General features: G+C 54.6%; 19 protein-coding genes. 9 read left to right on the top strand and 10 right to left on the bottom strand.

Going from position 1 to position 22,691, the window contains the following annotated elements:
- Positions 1-193: 193 nt before the first annotated feature.
- Positions 194-382: a hypothetical protein gene (locus ACJJIK_RS12665; RefSeq protein ID WP_444942945.1), complete on the bottom strand. Its 189-nt coding sequence runs from the start codon at positions 380-382 to the stop codon at positions 194-196.
- A 135-nt stretch (positions 383-517) separates the two neighbouring features.
- The gene (locus ACJJIK_RS12660) at positions 518-964 is read right to left on the bottom strand and encodes a CBS domain-containing protein (RefSeq protein ID WP_444928661.1); all 447 of its coding nucleotides are present in this window, start codon (positions 962-964) and stop codon (positions 518-520) included.
- Between the two features lie 548 nt (positions 965-1,512).
- Between ACJJIK_RS12660 and ACJJIK_RS12655 the strand changes: the two genes are divergently transcribed.
- Both ACJJIK_RS12655 and ACJJIK_RS12650 read left to right on the top strand, forming a co-directional pair.
- Entirely contained in the window at positions 1,513-1,989 is a 477-nt protein-coding gene (locus tag ACJJIK_RS12655) for a DNA binding protein (protein WP_444928660.1), read from the top strand.
- Between the two features lie 167 nt (positions 1,990-2,156).
- Positions 2,157-2,720 carry a SixA phosphatase family protein gene (locus ACJJIK_RS12650; RefSeq protein WP_444942944.1) on the top strand — a complete coding sequence of 188 codons (564 nt, stop codon included), beginning with the start codon at positions 2,157-2,159 and terminating at the stop codon, positions 2,718-2,720.
- On the opposite strand, the gene cobB is transcribed toward ACJJIK_RS12650, so the two are convergent.
- The 3 genes from cobB to selD form a co-directional block, all read right to left on the bottom strand.
- Positions 2,713-3,423 carry a Sir2 family NAD+-dependent deacetylase gene (cobB, locus tag ACJJIK_RS12645; RefSeq protein WP_444942943.1) on the bottom strand — a complete coding sequence of 237 codons (711 nt, stop codon included), beginning with the start codon at positions 3,421-3,423 and terminating at the stop codon, positions 2,713-2,715. The genes ACJJIK_RS12650 and cobB overlap by 8 nt on opposite strands.
- Positions 3,424-3,637: 214 nt before the next feature.
- Positions 3,638-4,945, bottom strand: coding sequence for an NAD(P)/FAD-dependent oxidoreductase (locus ACJJIK_RS12640; RefSeq protein WP_444942942.1), 1,308 nt, complete (start codon positions 4,943-4,945; stop codon positions 3,638-3,640).
- Between the two features lie 207 nt (positions 4,946-5,152).
- Positions 5,153-7,438: a selenide, water dikinase SelD gene (gene selD, locus ACJJIK_RS12635; RefSeq protein ID WP_444942941.1), complete on the bottom strand. Its 2,286-nt coding sequence runs from the start codon at positions 7,436-7,438 to the stop codon at positions 5,153-5,155.
- A 202-nt stretch (positions 7,439-7,640) separates the two neighbouring features.
- Here selD and ACJJIK_RS12630 point away from each other — a divergent pair, with 202 nt between their 5' ends.
- The 3 genes from ACJJIK_RS12630 (at position 7,641) to ACJJIK_RS12620 (ending at position 14,252) form a co-directional block, all read left to right on the top strand.
- Complete coding sequence (locus ACJJIK_RS12630) at positions 7,641-12,962, top strand: DUF748 domain-containing protein (protein ID WP_444942940.1); 5,322 nt, start codon at positions 7,641-7,643, stop codon at positions 12,960-12,962.
- A gap of 299 nt (positions 12,963-13,261) precedes the next feature.
- Positions 13,262-13,669, top strand: coding sequence for a GFA family protein (locus ACJJIK_RS12625; RefSeq protein WP_444928654.1), 408 nt, complete (start codon positions 13,262-13,264; stop codon positions 13,667-13,669).
- Between the two features lie 277 nt (positions 13,670-13,946).
- Positions 13,947-14,252 carry a hypothetical protein gene (locus ACJJIK_RS12620; RefSeq protein WP_444928653.1) on the top strand — a complete coding sequence of 102 codons (306 nt, stop codon included), beginning with the start codon at positions 13,947-13,949 and terminating at the stop codon, positions 14,250-14,252.
- A 59-nt stretch (positions 14,253-14,311) separates the two neighbouring features.
- Here ACJJIK_RS12620 and ACJJIK_RS12615 read toward each other — a convergent pair whose 3' ends face one another.
- A complete protein-coding gene (locus tag ACJJIK_RS12615; protein ID WP_444942939.1) occupies positions 14,312-15,112 on the bottom strand; it encodes an ABC transporter permease in 801 nt (266 codons plus the stop codon).
- Positions 15,109-15,714, bottom strand: coding sequence for an ABC transporter ATP-binding protein (locus tag ACJJIK_RS12610; RefSeq protein ID WP_444942938.1), 606 nt, complete (start codon positions 15,712-15,714; stop codon positions 15,109-15,111). The genes ACJJIK_RS12615 and ACJJIK_RS12610 overlap by 4 nt, the downstream gene beginning before the upstream one ends.
- A gap of 363 nt (positions 15,715-16,077) precedes the next feature.
- Between ACJJIK_RS12610 and ACJJIK_RS12605 the strand changes: the two genes are divergently transcribed.
- On the top strand, positions 16,078-16,284 hold the full coding sequence (locus tag ACJJIK_RS12605; protein WP_444942937.1) for a hypothetical protein: 207 nt from the start codon (positions 16,078-16,080) through the stop codon (positions 16,282-16,284).
- Positions 16,285-16,411: 127 nt separating this feature from the next.
- On the opposite strand, the gene ACJJIK_RS12600 is transcribed toward ACJJIK_RS12605, so the two are convergent.
- Entirely contained in the window at positions 16,412-16,573 is a 162-nt protein-coding gene (locus tag ACJJIK_RS12600; protein WP_444942936.1) for an ABC transporter permease, read from the bottom strand.
- A gap of 676 nt (positions 16,574-17,249) precedes the next feature.
- Between ACJJIK_RS12600 and parC the strand changes: the two genes are divergently transcribed.
- The 3 genes from parC (at position 17,250) to ACJJIK_RS12585 (ending at position 21,158) form a co-directional block, all read left to right on the top strand.
- Positions 17,250-19,499, top strand: a complete 2,250-nt coding sequence (gene parC, locus ACJJIK_RS12595; protein ID WP_444928648.1) for a DNA topoisomerase IV subunit A — start codon at positions 17,250-17,252, stop codon at positions 19,497-19,499.
- Positions 19,500-19,636: 137 nt separating this feature from the next.
- Positions 19,637-20,086, top strand: a complete 450-nt coding sequence (locus ACJJIK_RS12590; RefSeq protein WP_444928647.1) for a MarR family winged helix-turn-helix transcriptional regulator — start codon at positions 19,637-19,639, stop codon at positions 20,084-20,086.
- Positions 20,079-21,158, top strand: a complete 1,080-nt coding sequence (locus ACJJIK_RS12585; RefSeq protein WP_444928646.1) for an HlyD family secretion protein — start codon at positions 20,079-20,081, stop codon at positions 21,156-21,158. The genes ACJJIK_RS12590 and ACJJIK_RS12585 overlap by 8 nt, the downstream gene beginning before the upstream one ends.
- Positions 21,159-21,210: 52 nt before the next feature.
- Here ACJJIK_RS12585 and ACJJIK_RS12580 read toward each other — a convergent pair whose 3' ends face one another.
- Both ACJJIK_RS12580 and ACJJIK_RS12575 read right to left on the bottom strand, forming a co-directional pair.
- Positions 21,211-21,630, bottom strand: a complete 420-nt coding sequence (locus ACJJIK_RS12580; RefSeq protein ID WP_444942935.1) for a DUF2147 domain-containing protein — start codon at positions 21,628-21,630, stop codon at positions 21,211-21,213.
- A 246-nt stretch (positions 21,631-21,876) separates the two neighbouring features.
- Positions 21,877-22,620: a protein adenylyltransferase SelO family protein gene (locus ACJJIK_RS12575; RefSeq protein ID WP_444942934.1), complete on the bottom strand. Its 744-nt coding sequence runs from the start codon at positions 22,618-22,620 to the stop codon at positions 21,877-21,879.
- Between the last annotated feature and the right edge of the window lie 71 nt (positions 22,621-22,691).

Genomic DNA, 22,691 nt, shown 5'->3' with positions numbered 1-22,691 from the left:
CCGAATCTTATGCCTTCTCGGCAGCAACTGCGCTTATAGCGAGTTAGTCCCGCCAGCTTTTGCTTTACTATCTGTGATCGTTACTTTGTGCCGCAGCGAAATTTTATAGCTGTAGGGCCGGCTCCATAGTAGTTTTCTCCATAGCGGCGAGCGACCCAGCGGCTGTGGCTTCAGGGCCCGCTCTGCGGAGTTTTTAGTGGGATTCACACACCGCATTGTGACTTCTTGATCGGCCTAGATATTCCGGCGAAGCCGCACCGCGATTGTGAACTGCCCTGCACACCAGAGGTCGCATGGCATTATTCAGCGGCTCCCTAGAGGGAATAGCTTTGCCGGACATCTCGTCCTGTACGTTTTTTAAGCGCATCTTGCTTTTGATCATTGCTGCAACTGGCGCCTACCGAACACTGCTCGCGCTGCCAGGGCGGGGCGTTTGGAGGTGGTTGGAGCGGGCTTGGCAGCTGAGCCGTCTACTGGCCGCAGGTGCCCCCATATGTCTCCTGTAGGCGCGGTGCGCTCAGGCAACAGAATCGTCTACTGGCTGGGCAAGCTCCGCCATAAAGCGGCTGCAAAAGCGCAGAACATCCGTCACAGTGACAATCCCAACCAGCTCACCCTCCCGCATAACCAGTACCGAGCCGATATTGGTGTCGGCCATGGCCAAGAGAATTTTATCTAGAGGGTCGTGAATATCTGCGATAAAGGGACGTCTGGCACATAAGTCATGTACGTAAAGCTGCTGCTCTTCCAGGCGGTGCCCGGGTGCGTGGGCCCTCTCGATATCCCCACGGGAAATGACCGTCTCCAAATCGCCGCCACGGGTTACCGGCAGATGGCGCACCTTGTGCTCCTCCATCATCGCCAGAGCGTCCTCTACCGTGGCATTGATATCAATATGGTAGGGAAATGGCGTCATTAAAGCGGCCAAAGTTGGGATATGGTGGATATTATTGGAAGTGGACATGATTTGATCTGGGTATCCAATTGTATTTGGCAATATGCTTGATTACCGTAGCATTGTGTCTAATTTGCAATTGACGACTACAGCTACAATATAGCTAATTGCGCTCCCGCTGGATATCCTTTTAAGATTGCAGATATGGCCGCCTTTGTTACAATTTTTAGTCCTTCTCTTGAATGATTCCTATTATATTCAAAGGTAGGGGCATAAATGGTTGATATTTGCCGGCGAAAGATTATTATTCGCGACCTCAGCCGAAAAATATAATCAGCGATTCGGAGTGTTTGCCGAAGCGAGTTGAAATCGGCTAGTTTTTAATAGTGTATTTACCGAATATGCCTAACACCAGAACTTACCGGTGTGGTGGCACTTACTGATGGATATCGGTCAGTTCATAATATGCCGGACTAAACGTCACTAAATTGCTCGCCCCTGGCCAGCGATAGCATTTGTTGATTTTTTATACGGTATATCCGGAATAACAATCTGTGTCGTCCCGCGTCACAGGTATATCTCTGTGTTTTTTAATAACCGTCGTTGAGGTTTATTGAATGTTTCAGGAATACGAACAACTTGAACAACAAATCGCCGAACATCAGGCGAGAATCGAAGAGTTGCAAGAGCAAATGGCTCAGGCTGAACGCAAGAAAGATGGCGTAATTGCCTATGATAAAGCACTGCTAAACCTTGCCGCTGAGTATCACATGGATGAAGAGGAGTTCTTCGTTGCCCGTGGTCAGCAAATCGTTGAGTGGCTGGTTGCGCAACTCGGTGATGAAGATCCGGCAGACTACGTGCAAACTCTGAAGGCCCGTGTTGCCCGCCATCTGAAGAAAGAGGGTGACAGCCCCCGTCGCGGCCGCCGTGCAGCACCCGCCGCTAAGGCCGCAGAGCCGAAATTGGAAACCGGTCACTACCGCAACCCGTATACCGGCGCGACCGTTGAGAAGAAAAAGCGCAATCCCAAGGCCCTGAGCCAGTGGATTGATGAATACGGTTTGGATACCGTAAAAGAGTGGAAAATCTAATTCTAGATAACCACTGATTTGATGCCGGATATCCGGCATCAAATATTTTTTAAAAACCATTTGGTTTTATTTTATCGCATTATTTAGTATTTTTGCCGCCTCTGCTCTTTACTTACCCCGCCGTATTCTGCATAAGTTTAATCGTTAATTCCCCGGGAGCTTATGCCGTGATTACAAGACTTAAATCGTTTACTGTTTGTTTGTTTTTTGTTCTATCTGGGTTTCCCGGTTGGGCTTTTGCCGACCCGGCTGAGTCACAGGTTATCTACCTGATACGCCACGGGGAAAAGGAAAAAGGCCCCGAGGCCGGTACAGACCCCCATTTAACCGATATGGGGCAGCGGCGTGCGCGCCAACTTGCCTATATCCTTGGAGAGGTGGGCATCGACACTATCTATAGCACAGACTACAACCGCACCCGGGAAACCGTAGAGCCCCTGGCGAAAGCGCTTGGATTGAAAGTCAAAATTTATGACCCAAGAGATTTAAAAGCATTTGCCGATGATTTACAGCAGGCGGGCAAGCGAATTTTAGTGGTGGGGCACAGCAACAGCACTCCAAAGCTGGTGGGGTTACTCGGTGGGGAAAAAGGCCGCCCTATCGAGGAGGCCTACGAATTTGACCGGCTCTATATCCTCGTGCGGGATAAAGCGGGAGTCACCACTTTGCTCCAGCGCTATGGCCCGTTCAAGCTGTCGTCGATAGACAATACTGCCGCAGCTATCAATTGATTATTTCGCTGACAAAGCGATCGACGACCAGGGAGGCCGGCCCGTGGCGGTGTTCCAGGAAGGCATCGCCGACATTGCTGCGCTCCAGGTTGAGTTCTACGGTATGGGCCCCGGCCAAGTTGGCACATTCGACAAATCCCGCTGCCGGGTAGACGTTGCCTGAGGTGCCGATGCTTATAAACAGATCGCATTCGGATAGTGCCCCATAGATAGTCTCCATCTCCAGGGGCATTTCACCGAACCAGACCACATGGGGGCGAAGAGTCCCCGGCTGTTGGCAGCAGTTACAGGTGTCTGTGACGGTGAGATCTGAGTTCAGCGAAAATAGCTCGCCACTCAGGCAGCAGCGGGCTTTGAGCAGCTCGCCGTGCATATGAATAAGCCGTTCACTACCTGCGCGCTCATGCAGGTTGTCAATATTTTGCGTGACCAGCAGAAAGTCCCCGTGAAACTTGCGCTCCAGCTCAGCCAGGGCCAGGTGGGCCGGATTCGGGGCGACCTCTGTAGAGAGCAGCTGCTGGCGGCGCTCATTGTAAAACCGCTGCACCAGGACCGGATCGCGGGCAAAGGCTTCAGGGGTGGCGACATCTTCCAGGCGATAATTCTCCCAAAGACCATCGGCACCGCGAAATGTGCCTATGCCGGATTCGGCGGAAATACCTGCACCGGTTAGCACGACAATTTTTTGATAGGTTTTTTTCATGGTATGCCTGGGCTAGAGCGAAACTTACCAGCGGCACAGGGCTTGTCGCCGTCTGCCAGTAGTTTTCCTCGATATTATCGTTTTGCACCTCCGTGTGCAGTTTTTATCGCAATCCGATCGCAGGGAGCTTACTCGCTGTACTTAAGAGGCACAGGTCTCTCCGCTTGAATGGCTAATTTTTTGGCTATCCCTGCCGCTTTGTACACCTGTTGCTTCAGTGCATTTTGAGTTTTGGTTTTACAACACGATTTGCCTGCCCAATCAGGTAGAGCAGCATTGCTCGCGGCCAGCCGTGGATTGCCGCCAGGTGCATGCGGTAGAGGGAGCGGTAGGCGAGGCCGGCAAGGCGCCCCTCTACAGCGAGGCTGCCTTTGACCAGAGCCCCCATCAGGTTTCCAACGGCGGTGTACTGGCTGAGAGATACCAGGGAGCCCCGGTCGCGATAATAAAAATGCTGCAAAGGTTTGCCCTCCAGCAGGGCGATCAGATTATTGCCTGCGAGGTCTGCCATCTGTTGTGCGGCCTGGGCGCGGGGCGGCACTTGCTGGTGATGGCTGTCGATACAGCTGGCGCAGTCCCCCATGGCAAAAATTTTGGCATCGGTTTGGGTTTGCAGGGTAGTTTCCACTTCGATTTGGTTGAGTCGATTGGTGCTGAGACCATCTAGCTGGGTGAGAAATTCCGGCGCCTTGACACCGGCGGCCCACACCCGGATAGCCGCCGGCAGCTGTTTGCCGCAGGCAGTGGTCAGTCCGCTCTCTGTGGCGGCGGCAATCTGGTAGTGGGTGAGAATATTCACTCCCATTTTGGCCAGTTCGCGCTGGGCATTGTTGCCAATACGTTTGGGTAGTGCCGGCAGTAAGTGCTCACCGCCCTCGATCAGGGTGATTTCCATGGCATTGGGGCGGATGCGCCCATAGTCGCCCACCCGCTTTACGGCGTCGACTAATTCTGCGGAGAGTTCGACTCCCGTTGCTCCCCCGCCAACGATCGCCACCTGCAATTTATCGTCGACGCGGGTCTCCAGGCGCAGAAAATGATTGAGAAGGTTTTGGTGAAACTTTTGTGCCTCATCGCTGCTATCCAGGAAGATGCAGTTTTCTCTGACACCGGGAATATGAAAATCATTGCTGTGCCCACCGAGGCACAGTACCAAATAATCGTATTCCAGCTGCCGCGCCGGGACCAGCTCGCGGCCGTCCTCGTCATTGAGCGGGCCCAGTTCAATGACCTGTCGTTTGCGGTCCAGGGAGACCAGGCTTCCCAGCTGAAATTCGTAGCCGTGGCGACGGGCGTGTACTTGGTAATTCAGCGCATCCATATTGGCGTCCAGTGCGCCGGAGGCCACTTGGTGCAGCAGGGGCTTCCACAGGTGGGTGCGATTTTTATCGATTAGGGTAACTTGTGCGATAGGGGATTGGCGGCGGCGTTTGAGGTGGGGAGTAAAAGAAAAATACTGACCGAGCCGCGTGGCCAAATGCAGGCCACTGGCACCACCGCCAACAATAACGATCTTTTGCATAGGGGTCTTCCTGTCGATTGCTAAAAGCCGACTCCCCAATCTGTGAAGACCTTTTTTGGTATCGATAAACGGTTACCGATGTTTTTTCTAGTGCCAGTATGTCGCGCGGGGAGAGCGGAGGCAAGTTGATAATGTCGCTGAAAAACCTTTTTTGGCGCGAAATTGTCCAGAGTCTAAAATCGACGGCCGTTCCGCTTTGGCCGAGCCTTAAGCTTGGCTTTGCAGTGCCTCACTGCCCTGTGATAGCAGCGCGCGCCAGTCCGCAGACTTGCGCAAGTGTACGCTTACCCCTGAGTCCGGTGCGCCGGTGACCACACCGATAATTGCGGCCTGGGTGTAACCGCGCTGTAGCAGTGCGCCCACACAGGCCTCGGCCTGATCGACGGGCACTGCCGCCAGGAGCCCGCCGCAGGTCTGTGGGTCGGTCAGCAGTGACCACTGGGGTAACGGCTGCCACTCCAGGGGATTTTCCACAAAGGCGTAGGCACTGGCATTTTGTGGTTGCAGGCTGGATAGCCACCCCCGCTCGACACAGGTGGCGGCGCCGGCAATTAAAGGTAGGGCTTCGGCAATAAGGGTTGCACCGAGTCCATCGGGGCCGAGCATTTCCAGCAGGTGGCCGAGTAAACCAAAACCGGTGACATCCGTCAGGGCACGGGCCTGATGCCGGGCAAATATTTCTGCGGCGTCGGCATTGCTGTGCAGCATGGTTTCCAGAGCCTGCTGCAACCACAGGCCTTTGGCCTCCCCCGCCGCCTCTGCCGCCAGGATAGTGCCCACGCCGAGGGGCTTGCTGAGAATCAGGCAGTCCCCCCCGTGAGCGCCGGTTTTTTCCAGAAGCTGCTCTCGTTCGGCCAGCCCGTTCACGGTTAAGCCCATCAGCATCTCGGAGCCCTCAGCCGTGTGCCCGCCGGATAGAACACAGTGGTGGCGATTGAGTTCGTGAATGGCGCCGGCGAGTAATTGCTGTAGGTCGCGGCGGGTAATTTCCTCGGCTGCGGTGGGGAGGGTAGCGAGAATCTGCGCGCTGATGGGGCGGGCGTTCATGGCAAATAGGTCCGATAGGGCGTGCAGGGCCGCGAGTCGGCCAAAAATCCACGGATCAGCCACGGGCGCGCGCAATTGGTCGGAGCTCTGTACTAATAGATGGTCGGCGGGGAGTTCCATAACGGCGGCATCATCGCCGACGCCTCGCAGCAGATAGTCGGAATGCTGTAGCGGTAGTGTTGCCAGGGTGCGGCGCAGGGTATCGGCGCCAACTTTGGCACCGCAGCCATTGCAGCGCATCGGGGATAGAGAACTGCCGGCACGCTGATTGACGACCTCGCCGGGTTTGATCCTGGTCTCGCCGATCATATTCATCGGCAGTTCGCTAAAGCGCTGCATAAATGAGCGGTCGATATAATCTTTCCATCGCCACATCAGGTCGCCGGCGACGGCGAAGCCATTGCGAACGGCGACTGCCCGCTGGCCACCGCAGGAGAGCAGGCTGAGAAAGTTTTTCTGCGCTCGGTATCGCTTTAAACGGCGCCCGGTCAGGACGGCGCGCAAATTGTGAAAGAGAATCGGCCCCTGGCGAACGGCGTAAACCCCGGCTTTGGCCAGGGGTTCCGGGGTGAAACTGGCTACATCGCCGGCGGCAAAAACATCTTCCCGCCCCAGGGCGCACAGCGTCTGATCGACCCGTACAAATCCCTGCTCGTCCAGTGAAAGGCCGGAGTTTGCCAGCCAGGGCGGCGCACAGGCATTGGTGGTTAGGATGGCCTGATCCAGGGGCAGGCAGTCGCCACTGGCACTGACGACGCCCTGCTCGGTAATCTCACTGACGCTCCAGTTGGGGTGTAACTGGACCCCCAGCTTGCGTATTTCCCTTGTAACCCGCTTGCGGGCCAGTGCCGGATAGCCCTGGGGAATCGCTGCGCTGCCGTGAATTAGATGAATCTCTACCCGCTCTCGATTTAGAGCATCTTGCAGGGTATGGGCCATTGCCATCGCCAGCTCACAGCCGCCGGCGCCGCCGCCGACAATGCCCAGGCGGAAGGTGGAGTCGCTCTCGCCGATTTGCTTTTGTAGTTTTTGCCAGAAGCGGTAGAAGTGCCCAATGGGTTTGACCGGGACCGCCAGTTCTGAGCCGGGTAGCTCGCGGGCGGGGGTGGCGCCGACGTCTAAAGAGAGCAGGTCGTACTCCACTGGCGGCCTGCCCAGCAGGGACACGCGGCGATTCTCACTATCAATTTCGTGCGCGCAAGCTTGGATAAAGCGCGCACCGGCGGCCCGGCAGAGCCTGGCCAGATCTATATGAGTTTCTTCCAGTGAATAGTGGCCCGCGATCATTCCGGGCAGCATGCCGGAGTAGGCGGTTTGCACTTGGGGGGAGACCAGAGTCAGGCGCGCGCCAGGCAGGGGGTTCATAGCCCACATTTGCAGCACAATAGCGTGGCTGTGGCCGCCGCCGACCAAGAGGATGTCCTGATAGTTTGGGTGCTCCTGCATGTCTACTCACTGGCTGGGTCAAAGAAAAAATGAGAGGCGGTAAACGATACTGGCTTCCCAAGCTCCCACGCCGCGCAAATACACTCCTGGTTAAATAGTAGACAGTTCGCATTTTAGCGCGACTGAATGGGCGACGCTGGGGGCTATTATCGGGGATAGCCGCGTCAGGGCCAAAAAATCTCTAGGTGCTGGTCTTTACTGTATGGGCCCGGGGAGCCTCTGGTCATTTCGCAATACCTCTGCCGGCCTTGAGGGCCCGCTCTACGGGGCTTGCAGAGACTCCCTAATTGTCGTTGCCGTCTGTGTAAAATTTATTGCCCGGCGCTTAATCCCAATGCCCCCAGAGTCCACTTCGCAGAGTACCCTTTTCCGCCGTTTAATCCGCTGGCTGCTGGCCGGGTTAGTACTGATTGAAGCGCTGCACTGGTGGGCGGCGGACAGGCTGCGAGAAACAGCCGGCGACTGGATGGAGCAGCGCGGTCTGGAATTCAGTGTGGGCCACCTGCGTGTATCGCTGCTGGATTTAAGTGTTATAGGGGTTAATGTCAAAGCCGAAAATCGGCAGGGGCGGGGATTTTCTGCCCGCGAGCTGGTGCTCGATTACAGCTGGTGGCAATTATTGCGGGGGCGAGTCCAGCTGCCCAAGGTTGCGGTAACTGGCGCCTATATGGATCTGCAATCCTCCCCCGGTGAGCGATCTCGGCTGTGGGAGTTGGGGGGCTGGAATCTCGGCGAGGGGCAGCGGCGGGATCGCAACTTCCATTTGACCATTAGTCGGGCTCAAGTGCGCGATAGTGAACTCTGCTATCGGCACCGGCCAATTTGGGCTGAAGCGACCTGTGTATCCATTGGCAAGCTCTACGCAGACAGCTTTAAGCTGGCGCTGCGGCGCACAGGCGATACCCCGCTACATGTCGATATTGCAGCAGCCGAATTAGAGGCCAGCGATCTACTGACCTGGGAGAGAGGTCACTCCGATTACAGCACGGTGCTCGGACGCCTACATGGAAATCAGGTCCACTTTGCCTGGCCGGGTCTTGCTACGACGCTACACAGTGTCGCTGCGGAATACTTCTCCGGCTGCCCGCCGCAACGCTGGGCCGAGGTTGTTAAAGGATTACAGCGCCTGGTGGGCCACTGCGCCTCGGCCCGACGTCTTGCGGCGGAAGGCGATATACATTTTGGTTTTGGGCGCAAAGCCCGGGTTCAGTGGCGCCAGCTCAATGGGGAAAATGTCGTATTGAGGCGCAGTGAGCGGCGCTGGCAGGACTGGCGGGCTGGAGTTATTCGTATCCATAACTTTAATTTCGAACGCCCGAAAAAACGTTTGCAGTGGCAGCGGGGCTTTGCCCGGGCATTCGACTGGTGCCCACGACACCTGCGCAATGCCAACTCCCATCTGTGCCTGCGGGCCGCCAACCTGGATCTGCCGGAACGCACGGTTTTCGATTGGAGTCAGCATTTAAATATTCAGAGCGGTTCCAGCGCCATTAATCGGGGCTACCTGCTGGATATGGCGCAACCGACCCACCACCCCATCAGGGCCAATAATGGGGTATTTGGCCCCCTCCAATTTTCTGCGACAACGCGAATCCTCTCTTTTACGCACTTGGGAATTGAGACCGCCAGTGGGTGTGTGCCGGGAGGGCTATGGCACAAGCCCGACCACTGTATTGCTATGCGCGGACTCAAAAGCACAGAGAGTTTTGCTTTTCGCTTTGGGTCTAGCGCGCGGGATATTGCTTGGGGGCTGTCCAGCGGCCCTCTACAACTGGCTCAATTTTCTATCGGCGCCAGGGGGCAGCCCAGGGCCGAGTTGCAGGCGTTGCGCTGGCGCTCCCTAGATACCATTGGCAACAGCGGCCCTCTGTCGGCGCAGGATTTTTTTATACAGTCTCTGTCCGGCTGTGTCCCCCGGGATTTTCTGCCACCGGACTGGCAGCCGCTATGCGCACACTTAAACCGCTTCGCCGGGCGCGGGCAGTTTGCCTGGCAGGGCGGTGAAGACGGTTATGCCATCTTGGGAGAATTGGCGCTGCATCGATTGCTTCTCAATGACTCTGTGGATGCAGGAGGTGGCTTACTATTACAGCGGTTCGAGAGCGGCAACAGTTTTTATAAGAAAAGGGTGGCCGATAACCCCTGGCTGGTCAGCGCCCCACTGCCGGGAATGCCCGGCGGGATTAACCGCGATAGCGGTACTCGTGAAAAAGGAAGGTTGCAGCGGCGGGATAGTACTGCGGAAAAAAATTCCAGCGACTTAGCCCTGGCAAGTATTGAGAATCCCAATCTGAAAATAAACAGTCTTGCCCTGAGGCAACTTGGCGGGTGCCTCACTGAAGGCTGGACAAGGTTATTTTATCGCACCAGCCAAAATGATAAAGCTCGAGTGGTTTGCTTTGAACTCCAATCGCTACAGCAGAAAAAGCCCCTGCTGCTCTCCTGGCAGCAGGGGATAGATTTTTCCGCAAAAGCCTTTTCTGTTGCCCGCGCTGAGGCGAAGACTAGGGACAATAAGTCGCTGATTAATCTCTCTGGAATAGAGCTCCCCCTGGTCAGGATCAGACATAGAGGAACAGGGGAGTTCGAATCCTATATCGCCCTGCCGGGGGCCACTGCCGAGCGAGTGAACAGTTGTGGGCCCACTGGTCGCGAAGTGAGTTCGCTGAAAATTCACTGTGTAAACCTAGAGAGTTTATCGCTGGGGGATTATTTCTACACCTATCTCAGTCCGCGCTACCTATTTGCCAATCTGGATAACTCCGCGATTAAATCTGTGCGGCTACAGGGCGTGTCTGCACAGGATCTCTTGGATATTGGGGGTGTATCGATCGCAAAACTTGAGTTGCAGTGGTTTCGAGATAAGCCTACTCGCTCAAAAATTGCATTGCAGGATATTGCAGCCGGCACCTTAACGTTGTGTCTTCCCCAGCAGGCGGGGGGGCATCAATCGATGCCGGCCTGTGTATTTGGGCGAAATCTGCATTCTTTGGGGCAGAGTGGTTGGTCCATCGAAGCGGTTGAGTTTAAAGGTGGGGGCGAAGCTGCACCCATATTGCAGCTGGGGCGAGTTTTTACCGAGCGTATGTCTTTTTCAGCAAATACCCTCGATTTATATGGGCTGAATATTAACAATATCTTATTTTGTGGATTAAAGTCTTTTTCTTCAGAAAATAGCGCTGAGATAAGTCTCGCCGACTGTATCGAAACACCACTTATCAGTTTTTCTGACTCCTGGGTAAAACTGGGGCTAGTCGCCGATGTGCCCCGCGTGAGTCTGGGGCCACTAAAGAGTGAACCCATCGCTTTTTGGCAAAAAGCCGGCAACTATTTACAGGCTGGGGTACAGAGTCTGGGCTGGAGCCGTTTTACTTGGAATCGTGGCGCCGCATTTTCACTCGCGGATTTAACTTTACAAAATATTCGGGTGTGCACCCGGGATACAGAGCTTGCGGTAACTGTAGCCAAGTTAAAGCGAATCAGGGCCGGTGACTCTTATCACTGTTTTGGCGTGGATAAACTATCCATGCCGGGATTACAGAAAATTAAACTGTCGAGTCCCTGGTCGGTACAGAGCTCTGTGGCGTTGGCGGGCGTGTCCATACCCAGAAAAAAATTGGGCCCGCTAAAAATACCAAAGTTTGAAATCGATAATATCTCCCTGCGGGGAGAATCCCTGGCGCAAGCTACTGGGGCCCGGGGGTGTATGCCCAGGGGGATATTAAAAGATGACAAGATTGCCCCCTGCTATGAATTGGGAGAATTCAGTATTGGCGGGGCGCAAGCTATTCACGGCGCCGCTGGGCGCCAGCTTATCCTTTCGGGAATCAAAGTCAGCAATATACAACTACACGAACAGAATTTTCCGCAGGATTTGCCGCTTAAACTACTCTCTGTTTCCGCTGTGGGGGCGGGGCACCTAAGGATCAGTCGCGAGGCCGTTGATTTCAAGGAGTTAGAGTTTAAAGAGATCGGAGGCTGTTTTCCCAGTGGCTACCTGGATCAGGGAGATCACTGCTTTCGTTTCTCAAGGTTGTTACTGGAGGGTAATTTCCATCGCGGCCGGGGCGCCGAACTCGCTACGCTGCAGCTAAATGACATAACTTTGCTCTCCCCCAGCGGAGAAGAGCTGGTACAGGGGGAGAGTATCAGCTTATCGCGGCTGCTCTTCACGGATACCGAGTGGCGCCTCGCTGCGGGTGAGGCCACTCACTTTCACTTTTTTGAGCGCCATCCCGACAGCCTGGAATTTGACCGCCATCGCTGGATGTTGGACTTTGAGTCCCTTCGGCTTGAAGACTTGCGCTACCACCGCCCCAAGAAAACACTCAATATTGGCTTTATCGATTTTCTGCGCCCCCGCGTTATCCTTTTGCGGGATTTGTCGGGAAACCTCCCTATGCTCAGGAAAATCCATGAGCTGAGAGGGTTTACCGGCATAGATACAATAACTCTTAAGGAAGAGGGCGCGCCAGCACTGCTTTATCATCTCGGTGATCTCTACTTAAAACACGGTACTTTCACTTGGGTGGATCATCGAGAGGAATTCCGCGCCCGGCTGCCGATCAGAGATATCAATTTTAATCTCAGCGATTTAAGCAATCTGGCTAAACACCCCCCTGCGGTAATTGTTGTCAATGGCAGGCCCGGTGGCTTTGGTGAGGTCCAGATTGGCGGGACCGTGGATTATCTGGGGGATAAAAAGTGGAATGCCGAGCTTACTGGGTATCTTACCAGCGTAAACCTGATCCCTGCGGCTCCCTATATGGCAAAACTGCTGGGTTATAAAATCCTTCAAGGGCAGGGGGATGCTGTAGTTAATATTCAGGTATTTGAGAATCAGCTCAAAGGCTTTTCTGATATACGTCTGGAAAAACTAAAAGTGCGCCGTGTGCGCAAAGGCGACCCACTGCCGGTAAAGTCGACACTGATTCCCCTAAATCTGGCGTTGTGGCTGCTTAAAGATGGCCAGGGAAATATCAAGTTTGCTATGCCGGTGAGTGGCAATATTCGCGATCCCAAGTTCTCTTTTAGCTTTGTCTTTAGTGAGCTGTTACAGAAATCGATCATAGATGCCCTGATGAGTTACTTTACCCCCTATGGGGTGTATTTATTAGCGCGCTATGCCTGGGGGCGCTTCCGGGCAACCTCGTTCCCCGCTATTGACTTTGAACCCGGTAGTGCCAAGTTAACTGGCCTAGCGCTGGCACAACTGCAGCGCATGGTGGTGGTGTTAAGCAAAAATCCCGATACGCGGCCGGGCATATGTGGTATTGCCAATGCCAGAGATTGGCAAGCCCTCTATCCCTATTCCACTGCGGGTATACACTGGGGGCGGGGAGATTTTTATCGCAATCCGCCCCTTGGATTGCGCGAAGAGTTGGAAAGCCTGGCTAAAGCGCGCAGTCGAGCGGTAGAACGGTATTTAATAGATGCGGGAATCAAGGCCTCCGAACTGATTCCCTGTGCGCCGGACTACCTGGGAAGGGAGTTTGGTCGCCCAAGAGTCGAGTTCTCAAATTAGAATTTAACTGCTATTTTAAATAATTTTATTAGCGATTGGTTTATTAGAGTGTTTCTCCGTCTGTTTTGATTTTTATTTGCCTGTCGGGTAAGTGAGCATTAATTTATCTTTAAAATATAGGTCTGCTTAAATTAAAGGTGCTTGCTGTTTTTTTGTAATATTTTTTTGTTGGTTGTGCGCTAATTCACAGTGCAGTGTAAGGTGCTGTTTTGGATCAATTTTTGTCTGATTTTATATGGTAGATTCCGACTCTGGTTTTTATCGTGATCTCCTGAAGTAAGAAATATCTAGGTAGAAAAATGACTCAAGTGCATGGAAGTTGCCTGTGTGGTTCAGTGACAATTAGCGCATCTTTGCCCGCCTCAAATCTAGGGGTTTGTCACTGTGGTATGTGCAAGAAATGGGGGGGCGGTCCCCTGTTGGCCGTTGACTGTCAGACCAGCGTTGAGATTAGCGGGGAAGAGCATGTCAGTGTATTTGATTCATCCATTTGGGCCGAGCGGGGTTTCTGCTCAAAGTGTGGCTCCCATCTTTTTTACCGCTTAAAGGAAACCTCCCAGTACTCGGTACCCGCAGGGATCTTTGACCTTCCGGCAGAGACCACCATGACCCACCAAATCTTTATCGATGAAAAACCGGATTACTACGAATTCGCCAATGAAACCCAGAAGATTACTGGGCTGGAGATAGTGACTGAATTCTCGTGATTGTGAGTGCTCACTATCTTTCGGTCAGAGCTATTTATGCGCCTGGGGGCGCTTTAGGGTTACTATAGTGCCCCTGAGCTGTAGCGCCGCTTCCTTTAGGGGTGGCGCAGCTTAGAAGGGTACCAACTGGGCCGACTTTGCGGGTTTCACTCCCTGTGGCGGTTTTTTGTACAGCTTTGTGCGGGTGCCCGGATATCTCGTTCTGGAGCACCTAACCTTTTAGGGTGCCGAGAACATCAAGATGTAATCGGAAGGTAATACGGACTGGCGAAACCCCATGACTGAAACCCAAATTGTAGAAATTTTCCTGGCCAACCAGTGGTGGTCCATCCTGGCACTGATCGTAATTGTAATTGGCGTAACCTTGTGCTGGTTTGGGGGGCTGATGGCAGCGCTGACCGCTCTGGGTAATAAGCGTTGGGTTTGGGGGATTGTAACTATCGTCCTCGGCCCGATTACCGGTATTCCCTATGCCCTGCGTCACAAGGAAGCCGAGTATGCCCGCTCGCTGATGTTGCGGGGCGTATGGGCCCTGCTGGCCGGTTTAGTTATGGCTGCGGCCATCTTATTTTTGGGTCGCTAAGCCCCAACCGAGCGCTGGTACGCTTCGATCCGGCGCTCTCTCTTCTCCGATTAAGCTCCCTAGGTATTTTTGATCAGTTGATCGGTACGCAAGCGCTCCCGTTTATCAAATAGTTGCCTCGCAGCCATTGTGACGGCGAGAAAAGCGCCGAAGCCGGTGCTCGATGCAATCGTAAATAGAATCAGGATCTGATATTTCACTGCGATTGTGGGCGAGGTGCCGGAAATAATCTGTCCTGTCATCATTCCCGGTAAAAATACGATACCGGCGGCAGCCATAGAATTGACTGTCGGCATCAGCCCCGCGCGCATTGCTTCCCGTCGAAATTCCAGACTGGCTTGCTGCCAGGTATGCCCCAGCATCAGGCGGTTCTCGATGATATCCCTTGAACGCCGCATACTCTCCGTCAGGCGGTCCAAACTCAGGGCGACACCAGTCATCGTATTTCCCAGTAACATGCCTAACAGCGGAATCGAGTATTGTGGCTGGTACCAGGGGCTGGGACCAATCAGCACCGCCAGGCTTAAAATAGTGACGCTGAAAGCGGATACCAGCATTGCCAGGGTGGCCACAGCAAAGCTCCGCCCCCCGCGCAGGCGATACTCTTGCCGGGCAACCACTTGCTGCCCGGCAAATAGCAGCATTGCCAGAGCCAGCAGTCCAATCCAGAGCAGAGTGCCCAGTGTGAACAGGGTGTCTAAAACGAGCCCCACCAGTGTTAGTTGAATGGCTGTGCGCAAAGCGGCAATAACCAGCGGCCTACTTGTTTGTAGGCGTGCGATATGCGCACAGGCGGCCAGGGCCAGCACCAAACCTGCGGCTAATGATAGTTGCCACCAAGAGAGGTCGATCACGCTCATCGATGGATTTCCTGTTCTTCCAAGTGGTCGTCAACGATGGCTAGGTGTCGCTGGGCAACCCGTCGGATCTGTTCCAGGTTGTGTGCGACCCAGAGTATGGGAAGCTGCTGTTTTTTTGTCAGTCCAATTAACCACTGTTCTACCAGCTGAGTGGAGCTGGCATCCAGGTTGGCTGTTGGCTCGTCCAGAAGCAGCACACGGGGGCTGTAGGATACTGCGCGAATAAGCGCTAGCCGCTGCTGCTCTCCAGCGGAAAGCCGATTGACTTGCCAATTTGCGGCATCCCTGGGTAAGCCGATAGCCTGAAGGGCAGCGGGCATAGGTTCGAGAAGGTGCTCGCCGACAATATCTCCCCACCAGGCACTCTGCGCAGGAACCAACATTACCTGGCTTCTCCACTTGTGTGCTGGATAGGCACTTTGAGGCTTATCATCCAGGAATATATTACCCGAGTGGGGCTCCAAGTCTGTTATGGCTCTAAGCAAGCGACTTTTACCGGAGCCCGATGGACCGGATATAGCCACAATCTGGCCGGGCTGTAGGGAAAAGCTCGCCTTGGTTAAGGCGCCTATGGAAAGATTTTTGACTCGGAGGGTTGGCATGGGGTGTTCTACACAGACTAAGGGACCTCTGAATAATTCTACAAAATTTGAAGGCTGCAGACGTTAGGCGCGGCTCGTCGAGAGTGGCCTAGCCTTTTGCAACTGCTGTAACTTCGGCCTTCTCTCTGGCTTATACGGTGCGATTTTTGAAAGGTCTAGCCCCCATTGTGAACCACTCTGTAAGCCAGAGGCGTTACTAAGTTATTTGAATGGGGCGCCATTATAGAAGGTCTTTGACTGTAAAGTTAAATGATTTTAGGAATATAAAAAACAACTGTTTTCATACGTGCTTTACACCTACATTTAGTTCCTGTGATCGATTTTTTGGTATTTCCTGCATTCAACTCTGAAGTGCATCAGTTAATGGTCTGGAAAAGAACGGCCAGCTGCAGGTATTCAAAAAATTTTGAAATCGAAGATTTGTTCTACTTTGATCAGGTTTCAGATTTTTATATCTATGTGATGGTTTATGTTTACGCGTTTGATGAAGATCATGATAAGGATATGTTGTGCTCTTATACGCTTATGTTTGATGAAAACCTTGAAGTCATTGATGATTTTGCAGGCTGATTAAAAAGAAGTTTTAAAGTTTAATCTGTTGAAATAGGCCCCGATAGATACGTCTTTCAGGGCTTTTAAGTTATATTTAATTGTCAGAGAGCTTTTCTGTACATCATCTCTTTCGATCATCAAAAAGCTACTTTGTATAAAGAGTAATTGCCACAAAAGTACCAAGCCCCGTATCCGTAGCAATCGTAAACATAATCAAAATCTGATATTTCACGGCAATAGGCGCTGTAGCAGTTAGTATTTTCCCGGTCATTATATCAGGCAGAAATACAATGCCAGCTGCTGCCATCGGATTGATCGTTGGAATTAAGCCTGTGAGTGTTGCCTATTTTCTGTCAGTCGATCCAAGCCCAGGACGTACCGTCATGGTGTTTTCCAGAAGAGCTCCCAATAGAAAAATAGAGTATTGCGGTTGGTACCAAGGCTGGGGCCAATCGGCGCTACCAAGCTTAATATGGTGATGCTAAATACGAAAACCAGTATGGAGAATGTGTTTATGGCAAAAAACCAGCCGCGCGTAGACGATATTGTTGCCGCAATAACCTGTCGCCTACCGAGCCGCTAGAGGGTTCCACTTTTTGTCTGGAATCCGTACTGGATTGGTTAAGTCAGCGTGAGTGAGGCTTTAGGAAGAGGGGGCGAGTAAGTGCCAAATACCGACTCTCTCCCATAGAGAGTCCACCTAGCGACTTTCTTAGAGAATCTCAATAGCTGTAGTGCTTCTAGTCTTAGTTGCGGTATCTTTCAGGTTAATTGAGTTAATGGGGAATTTAAAACCACCTCTTTTGGGGCAATGGGGAGCTGTCTGGGTTGTGGCTTTACTTTCGCGTCAACGGCAGGGCGTATATTTGAAGTCATCAGAAGCGTATAGCTACTGATTGCCATTAACACTAGCCGCTTCCCTTTGAACCTCCCGCCCCAGTCCGCCATAATCCGCCCCTTCCGAACAAAATAACGAGTGCTGTATGACCGACACCTCTGTTTATGAGGCCACAGAGCGCCTGCCGTTAAAGGAGTACACCGAAAAGGCGTACCTGGATTACTCCATGTATGTGATCCTGGACCGCGCCCTGCCGAATATCGGTGACGGCCTGAAGCCTGTACAGCGGCGTATCGTGTACGCCATGAGCGAGCTGGGCCTGAAGAATACGGCCAAGTACAAGAAGTCCGCGCGCACCGTCGGTGATGTGATCGGTAAGTATCATCCCCACGGCGATAGCGCCGTGTACGAGGCGATGGTGCTGATGGCACAGCCGTTTAGTTACCGCTATCCCCTGATCGACGGCCAGGGCAACTGGGGTTCGCCAGATGATCCCAAGTCCTTTGCGGCGATGCGTTACACCGAGTCGCGCATGGGCAAATATTCAGAAGTCCTGCTGTCGGAACTGGGGCAGGGCACCGTCGATTGGCAGCCGAACTTTGACGGCACCATGGATGAGCCCTGTGTACTGCCGGCGCGGGTGCCCAATATCCTGCTGAACGGTACCACCGGTATCGCCGTGGGGATGGCGACGGATATCCCACCGCACAATCTGCGCGAGGTGGTTAACGCGACGGTGGCGCTGTTGGAAAACCCCAAGGCCACAGTCGAAGAGCTGTGTGAGCATATTCTCGGTCCGGATATGCCCACTGAAGCAGAGATTATTACGCCGCGCGATGATATCCGTAAGATTTACACCTCCGGTCGCGGCTCTATCAAGATGCGCGCCCTGTGGAGCAAGGAAGACGGCGATATTGTGATTACCGCGCTGCCCCACCAGGTAAGCGGTGCCAAGATACTGGAGCAGATTGCCCAGCAGATGCAGGCGAAGAAGCTGCCGATGGTGAGCGATCTGCGCGATGAGTCGGACCACGAAAACCCCACGCGCCTGGTAATTGTGCCGAAGTCCAATCGGGTGGAGATGGAATCGGTGATGAACCACCTGTTCGCCACCACCGATCTCGAGCGCAACTACCGCGTCAATATGAATATGATCGGTATCGATGGCCGCCCCCAGGTGAAGTCCCTCGATAAGATCCTGCGTGAGTGGCTGACTTTCCGCGCCACTACCACCCGCCGTCGCTTGCAGTTCCGCCTGGATAAAGTCGAGAAGCGCCTGCACCTGTTGGCCGGCTTGCTGGTTGCCTTCCTCAATATTGATGAAGTTATCGAAATCATCCGCACCAGTGATGAGCCCAAGCAGGAGCTGATGGACAGTTTCGAGCTGACGGATATTCAGGCGGACTACATCCTCGATACCAAGTTGCGCCAGTTGGCGCGCCTGGAGGAGATGAAGATTCGCGGCGAGCAGGCGGAGCTGGAAAAAGAGCGCGACACCCTCAGCAAGACCCTGAATAGTGAGCGCCGCCTCAAGACCCTGATCAAGAAAGAGCTGTTGGCTGCGGCCAAGGAGTTCGGCGACGATCGCCGCTCGCCAATAGTGGCCCGCGCAGAGGCCAAGGCGTTTAGCGAGTCCGAGCTGTTGTCCTCAGATCCGATCACCGTTGTCGTGTCCGAGAAAGGCTGGATTCGCGCGGCCAAGGGCCATGAGATTGACGCGGCAGCGCTCAGCTATAAGGCGGGGGACAGTCTCGGCTTTGCCGCGCGGGGCAAGAGCAACCAGCCGGCGCTACTGCTCGACAGTACCGGCCGCAGTTACTCCATTGCCTCCCACACCCTGCCCTCGGCGCGGGGGCAGGGCGAGCCCTTAAGTGGCCGTATCAACCCGCCCTCCGGCGCCACCTTCGAGGGGCTGTTGATGGGCCCCGACGAACAGCGGATTCTGCTGGCCTCCGATGCGGGCTACGGCTTTATCGCCAAACTGGCCGATTTGCACTCGCGCAACAAGGCCGGCAAGGCCATGCTGACCCTGCCGAAGGGGGCCCAGGTGCTACCGCCGCAGCTGCTGGAGAATCCGGGCGAGGCCCTACTGGCTGCGGTGACTTCAGAGGGGCGCATGTTGGTATTCCCGGTAACAGAATTGCCGGAGTTGTCCAAAGGTAAGGGCAACAAGATTATCAATATCACCTCGGCCCGCGCGGCGGCCCGCGAGGAAGTGGTTATCGGTGTCGCAGTACTGAAAGGTAGAGACCAATTGGTCGTTCACGCCGGTAAGCGCCACACCAAGATCAAAATCTCGGAGATGGACCACTATCGCGGCGAGCGCGGCCGGCGTGGCAATAAGCTGCCCCGGGGCTTCCAGAAGGTCGATAGGATCGAGGTTCTGGAGAAATAGCCCCATCCCGGGTGCGAAGCGAAAAGGCGGTCCTAGTGACCGCCTTTTTTAATGGGATTTTGGGATATTGATAACTCGCGCATTGATGAAATTATGAGCAAGCTTATAATGAGCGGCCTTAGACAGGGAGAGTGGGTATGTCCAGGGAAGATACCGTCACTGAAATGAGTTTTGAGCTGCACAGCGCAGCGCGATTACTGCGGCGCAACTTTGACCGCAGAGCCAAGGACCACGGTTTGAGCGGGTCCCGCTGGCAGGTACTCTGGCACCTGCTGCGCGAGGAGGGCCCCAAGCAGGCGGAATTGGCTGAGCGCCTTGATCTGGCGCCAATCAGCTTGGCGCGCCAGTTGGATAACCTCCAGCGGGAGGGGCTGGTGGAGCGGCGGCCGGATCCGAGTGATCGGCGCTGTTTCCGTATTTACCTCACGGAGCAGGCAATGCCGGCTCTGTCCCTGCTGGGGGGAGTGGCCGAGCAAATCCGCAGCGAGGCGCTGGCGGGCTTTTCCACCGCAGAGGTGGATCAATTGCAGGCGTTGCTATGGCGGCTGCGCAAAAATCTGACACGTGAAGAGATTGAATGTGATTGAGAAGCTGTCCATTACGGGAGTCCGTGCCGGGCAACGAGAGTTCGCGCTCTCTTTTGTGGTTGTTTTGGCTGTCCTGATCGGCGGCTGGAGCCTTCTGCGCGGCGGCGATATTGTCGAGACAGAAAACGCTTATGTGAAAGCGGACAAAATTTCCCTGGCCCCGGAGGTCAGCGGGGTGGTTACCCAGGTGCTGGTGAGCGCCAACCAGGTGGTGGAGAAAGGCCAGTTACTGATTCAAATTGACCGCACAGCCTTCGAGCTGGCGGTGACTGAGGCGGAGGCGCGCCTGGCCCAGGTGCGCAACGAGTTACTCGCCCGCCGCTCCGAGTACGCCGAGGCGGACGCCGCACTACAGCAGGCGCGCAAAGATGCAGATTTTTACCGCCGCCAGCTGGAGCGCAATGAAAAACTGAGCAAGGTGGCGTTTTCCGAGGCGGAGCTGGACAGCGCCCGACAGGAGCTGGAACGCGCCCGCGCACAGATCACGATTAACGCGGAAAAGCTCTCCAGTCTGCGCGCCGAATTGGGGGGGGACCCCAGCATTGCCCTGGAAGAGCAGGCGGATTTAAAAGTGGCCCAGGCACAGTTGGATACCGCCCGCTATCAGCTATCGCGCACGCGCATTATTGCTCCGGTAGACGGCACTATTGCCAATACCGTGCCCAAGGTGGGGGAGATGGCCACTCTGGGCGTCAACCTGCTGCAAATGATTGGCTCCAGCGGCCTCTGGGTGGAGGCCAACCTCAAGGAGACGGAGCTGGGGCGGGTGCGCACGGGCCAGCAGGCGGAAGTCACCCTGGATGCCTACCCGGATTTTGAGTGGCAGGCCCAGGTAGACAGCATGAGCCCTGCCAGTGGCAGTGAGTTCGCCTCCACACCGCCGCAGAATGCCAGCGGCAAATGGGAGAAAGTGGTGCAGTGGGTGCCGGTGCGCCTGCGTCTGTACCCCCTCAAAGATTCCCCACCTTTGCGCGCCGGTATGAGTGCCAAGGTGCGCATTGATACCAGTGAAGACGACAAGGTGGTGTCGGCCCGTGCAACCAGTGGTGAGAGTGGTAGGGTTGTGCTCTGACGGGAGCCGGGGGGATTGGGCCCGCTAGATCGGGCCCGAGAGGGGCGGCTGTTTATTCAGCCCGGTGCCAGGTCTGGGTGCGGTAGAGGAAGCCCAGGTAGCCACGTACCTTGAGGGTGTTGTCATCCTCCAGCCAGATTTTACAGTCGTAAACCTTGCCCTTCAGCGGATCGAGAATCTCTCCACCTTCGTACTTGTCTCCTTTTTTCACCATATCGGTGATAACGTCCAAACCAACCATGGGCTTGCCTTTCAGATCGCCGGGGCACTGATCGCAAATGGTGTCATCGGGTTTCAACAGAAGGTCTACGATCTTGCCGTAATACTTCCCGTCCTTTTCATAGAGATTGACTATCGATTTTGTCTCTCCAGTCTCGTCATCGATAGTGCGCCAGTTGCCCAGAATATCTGCAGCACTGGCCTGCAGGGAGAACAGCAGGCCAAAAGTGGCCAGAAGCAGGTTTCTAATCATCACTTGTGTTCCTATGTAAAGTAGGGTGACTCCGATATTACATCAAGTCACCAACAAGGACAGTGGGGTAGTCATCATCCGGCAAGATCTAACATGCAAAAAGTAGTATTTGGCCACATTTCCCTACTTTTTCACTATATTTGTCCCAATTTCGGGCCTTTTTCAGGCTATGAGCAACTCCGAAAATCCCTCTGCAAGCTTCGAAGGGCGATCCCCGAAGGCTTGCAGAGGTGTGTGGAGGCCCTCTTAAGAGGAGCAGCTCAGGGGAATGCGCTTGCCGGATTCTGGCGGCGCACTGGCCCAGATTTGATACTCCGGGTGTTCGGCGAAAGGGGATTGCAGCAACTGGCGCAGGGTTCGCAGGGGCTGATAGTCGCCATTTTCGGCGGCCTCGATGACCTTCTGTGCCAAATAGTTGCGCAGAATATACTTGGGGTTGGCAGACAGCATGGCCAGATTGCGCTCTAGCGCGTTGTTGCCCTCCCGCGCGAGGCGGCAATCGTAGTGCTCCAGCCATTGATCCAGGGCGCTGTGCTGTGCGGGGTTGAGCAACTCGTGCAATGCACTGGCGGGGCGCTCGCCCCGGTAGTGGGACAGGGCGCGGAAAAACAGGGTGTAGTCGGCCTGGCCCTGCTGTAGCAGCTTGAGCAATTCCGAGCAGAGGGCCTGATCGCCGTCTTCCTCATGTTCCAGGCCCAGTTTTGCCCGCATCCGCCGGGCATAGGCTTCGCTCACCAGCGGCTGGAATTGCTCCAGGCACTCGCGCAGAGCGTCCACACCGACAAAGGCGGAGAGCGCGTGGGCCAGCGCATTGAGATTCCACAGCACGATGCCGGGTTGTTGCTCGAAGGCGTAGCGGCCGCTGTGGTCGGAGTGATTGCAGATAAAGCTGGGGTCGTAGTCATCCAGAAAGGCGTAGGGGCCGTAGTCGAAGGTGTCGCCGATAATCGACATATTGTCGGTATTGAGGACACCGTGGGCAAAGCCCACCGCTTGCCAGGCGGCAACCAGCTCTGCGCTGCGTCGGGTGGTAAAGCGCAGCAGCGCTTCGGCCTGCCCCC

The organism is Microbulbifer regidiadema (SeqCode) (assembly GCF_052466995.1).
Note: the sequence above shows the minus strand (reverse complement) of the source record. Positions and strands in the feature narration are given on the sequence as shown.

What these genes read in the sequence shown, in the direction of transcription:
- ACJJIK_RS12580 (WP_444942935.1), bottom strand. Translation starts at nt 21,630, where the DNA reads ATGATTAGAAACCTGCTTCTGGCCACTTTTGGCCTGCTGTTCTCCCTG.
- cobB (WP_444942943.1), bottom strand. Translation starts at nt 3,423, where the DNA reads ATGAAAAAAACCTATCAAAAAATTGTCGTGCTAACCGGTGCAGGTATT.
- selD (WP_444942941.1), bottom strand. Translation starts at nt 7,438, where the DNA reads ATGCAGGAGCACCCAAACTATCAGGACATCCTCTTGGTCGGCGGCGGC.
- ACJJIK_RS12665 (WP_444942945.1), bottom strand. Translation starts at nt 382, where the DNA reads ATGATCAAAAGCAAGATGCGCTTAAAAAACGTACAGGACGAGATGTCC.
- ACJJIK_RS12615 (WP_444942939.1), bottom strand. Translation starts at nt 15,112, where the DNA reads ATGAGCGTGATCGACCTCTCTTGGTGGCAACTATCATTAGCCGCAGGT.
- ACJJIK_RS12590 (WP_444928647.1), top strand. Translation starts at nt 19,637, where the DNA reads ATGTCCAGGGAAGATACCGTCACTGAAATGAGTTTTGAGCTGCACAGC.
- ACJJIK_RS12610 (WP_444942938.1), bottom strand. Translation starts at nt 15,714, where the DNA reads ATGCCAACCCTCCGAGTCAAAAATCTTTCCATAGGCGCCTTAACCAAG.
- ACJJIK_RS12660 (WP_444928661.1), bottom strand. Translation starts at nt 964, where the DNA reads ATGTCCACTTCCAATAATATCCACCATATCCCAACTTTGGCCGCTTTA.
- ACJJIK_RS12600 (WP_444942936.1), bottom strand. Translation starts at nt 16,573, where the DNA reads ATGGCAGCAGCTGGCATTGTATTTCTGCCTGATATAATGACCGGGAAA.
- ACJJIK_RS12625 (WP_444928654.1), top strand. Translation starts at nt 13,262, where the DNA reads ATGACTCAAGTGCATGGAAGTTGCCTGTGTGGTTCAGTGACAATTAGC.
- ACJJIK_RS12655 (WP_444928660.1), top strand. Translation starts at nt 1,513, where the DNA reads ATGTTTCAGGAATACGAACAACTTGAACAACAAATCGCCGAACATCAG.
- ACJJIK_RS12640 (WP_444942942.1), bottom strand. Translation starts at nt 4,945, where the DNA reads ATGCAAAAGATCGTTATTGTTGGCGGTGGTGCCAGTGGCCTGCATTTG.
- ACJJIK_RS12620 (WP_444928653.1), top strand. Translation starts at nt 13,947, where the DNA reads ATGACTGAAACCCAAATTGTAGAAATTTTCCTGGCCAACCAGTGGTGG.
- ACJJIK_RS12630 (WP_444942940.1), top strand. Translation starts at nt 7,641, where the DNA reads ATGGGCCCGGGGAGCCTCTGGTCATTTCGCAATACCTCTGCCGGCCTT.
- ACJJIK_RS12605 (WP_444942937.1), top strand. Translation starts at nt 16,078, where the DNA reads ATGGTCTGGAAAAGAACGGCCAGCTGCAGGTATTCAAAAAATTTTGAA.
- parC (WP_444928648.1), top strand. Translation starts at nt 17,250, where the DNA reads ATGACCGACACCTCTGTTTATGAGGCCACAGAGCGCCTGCCGTTAAAG.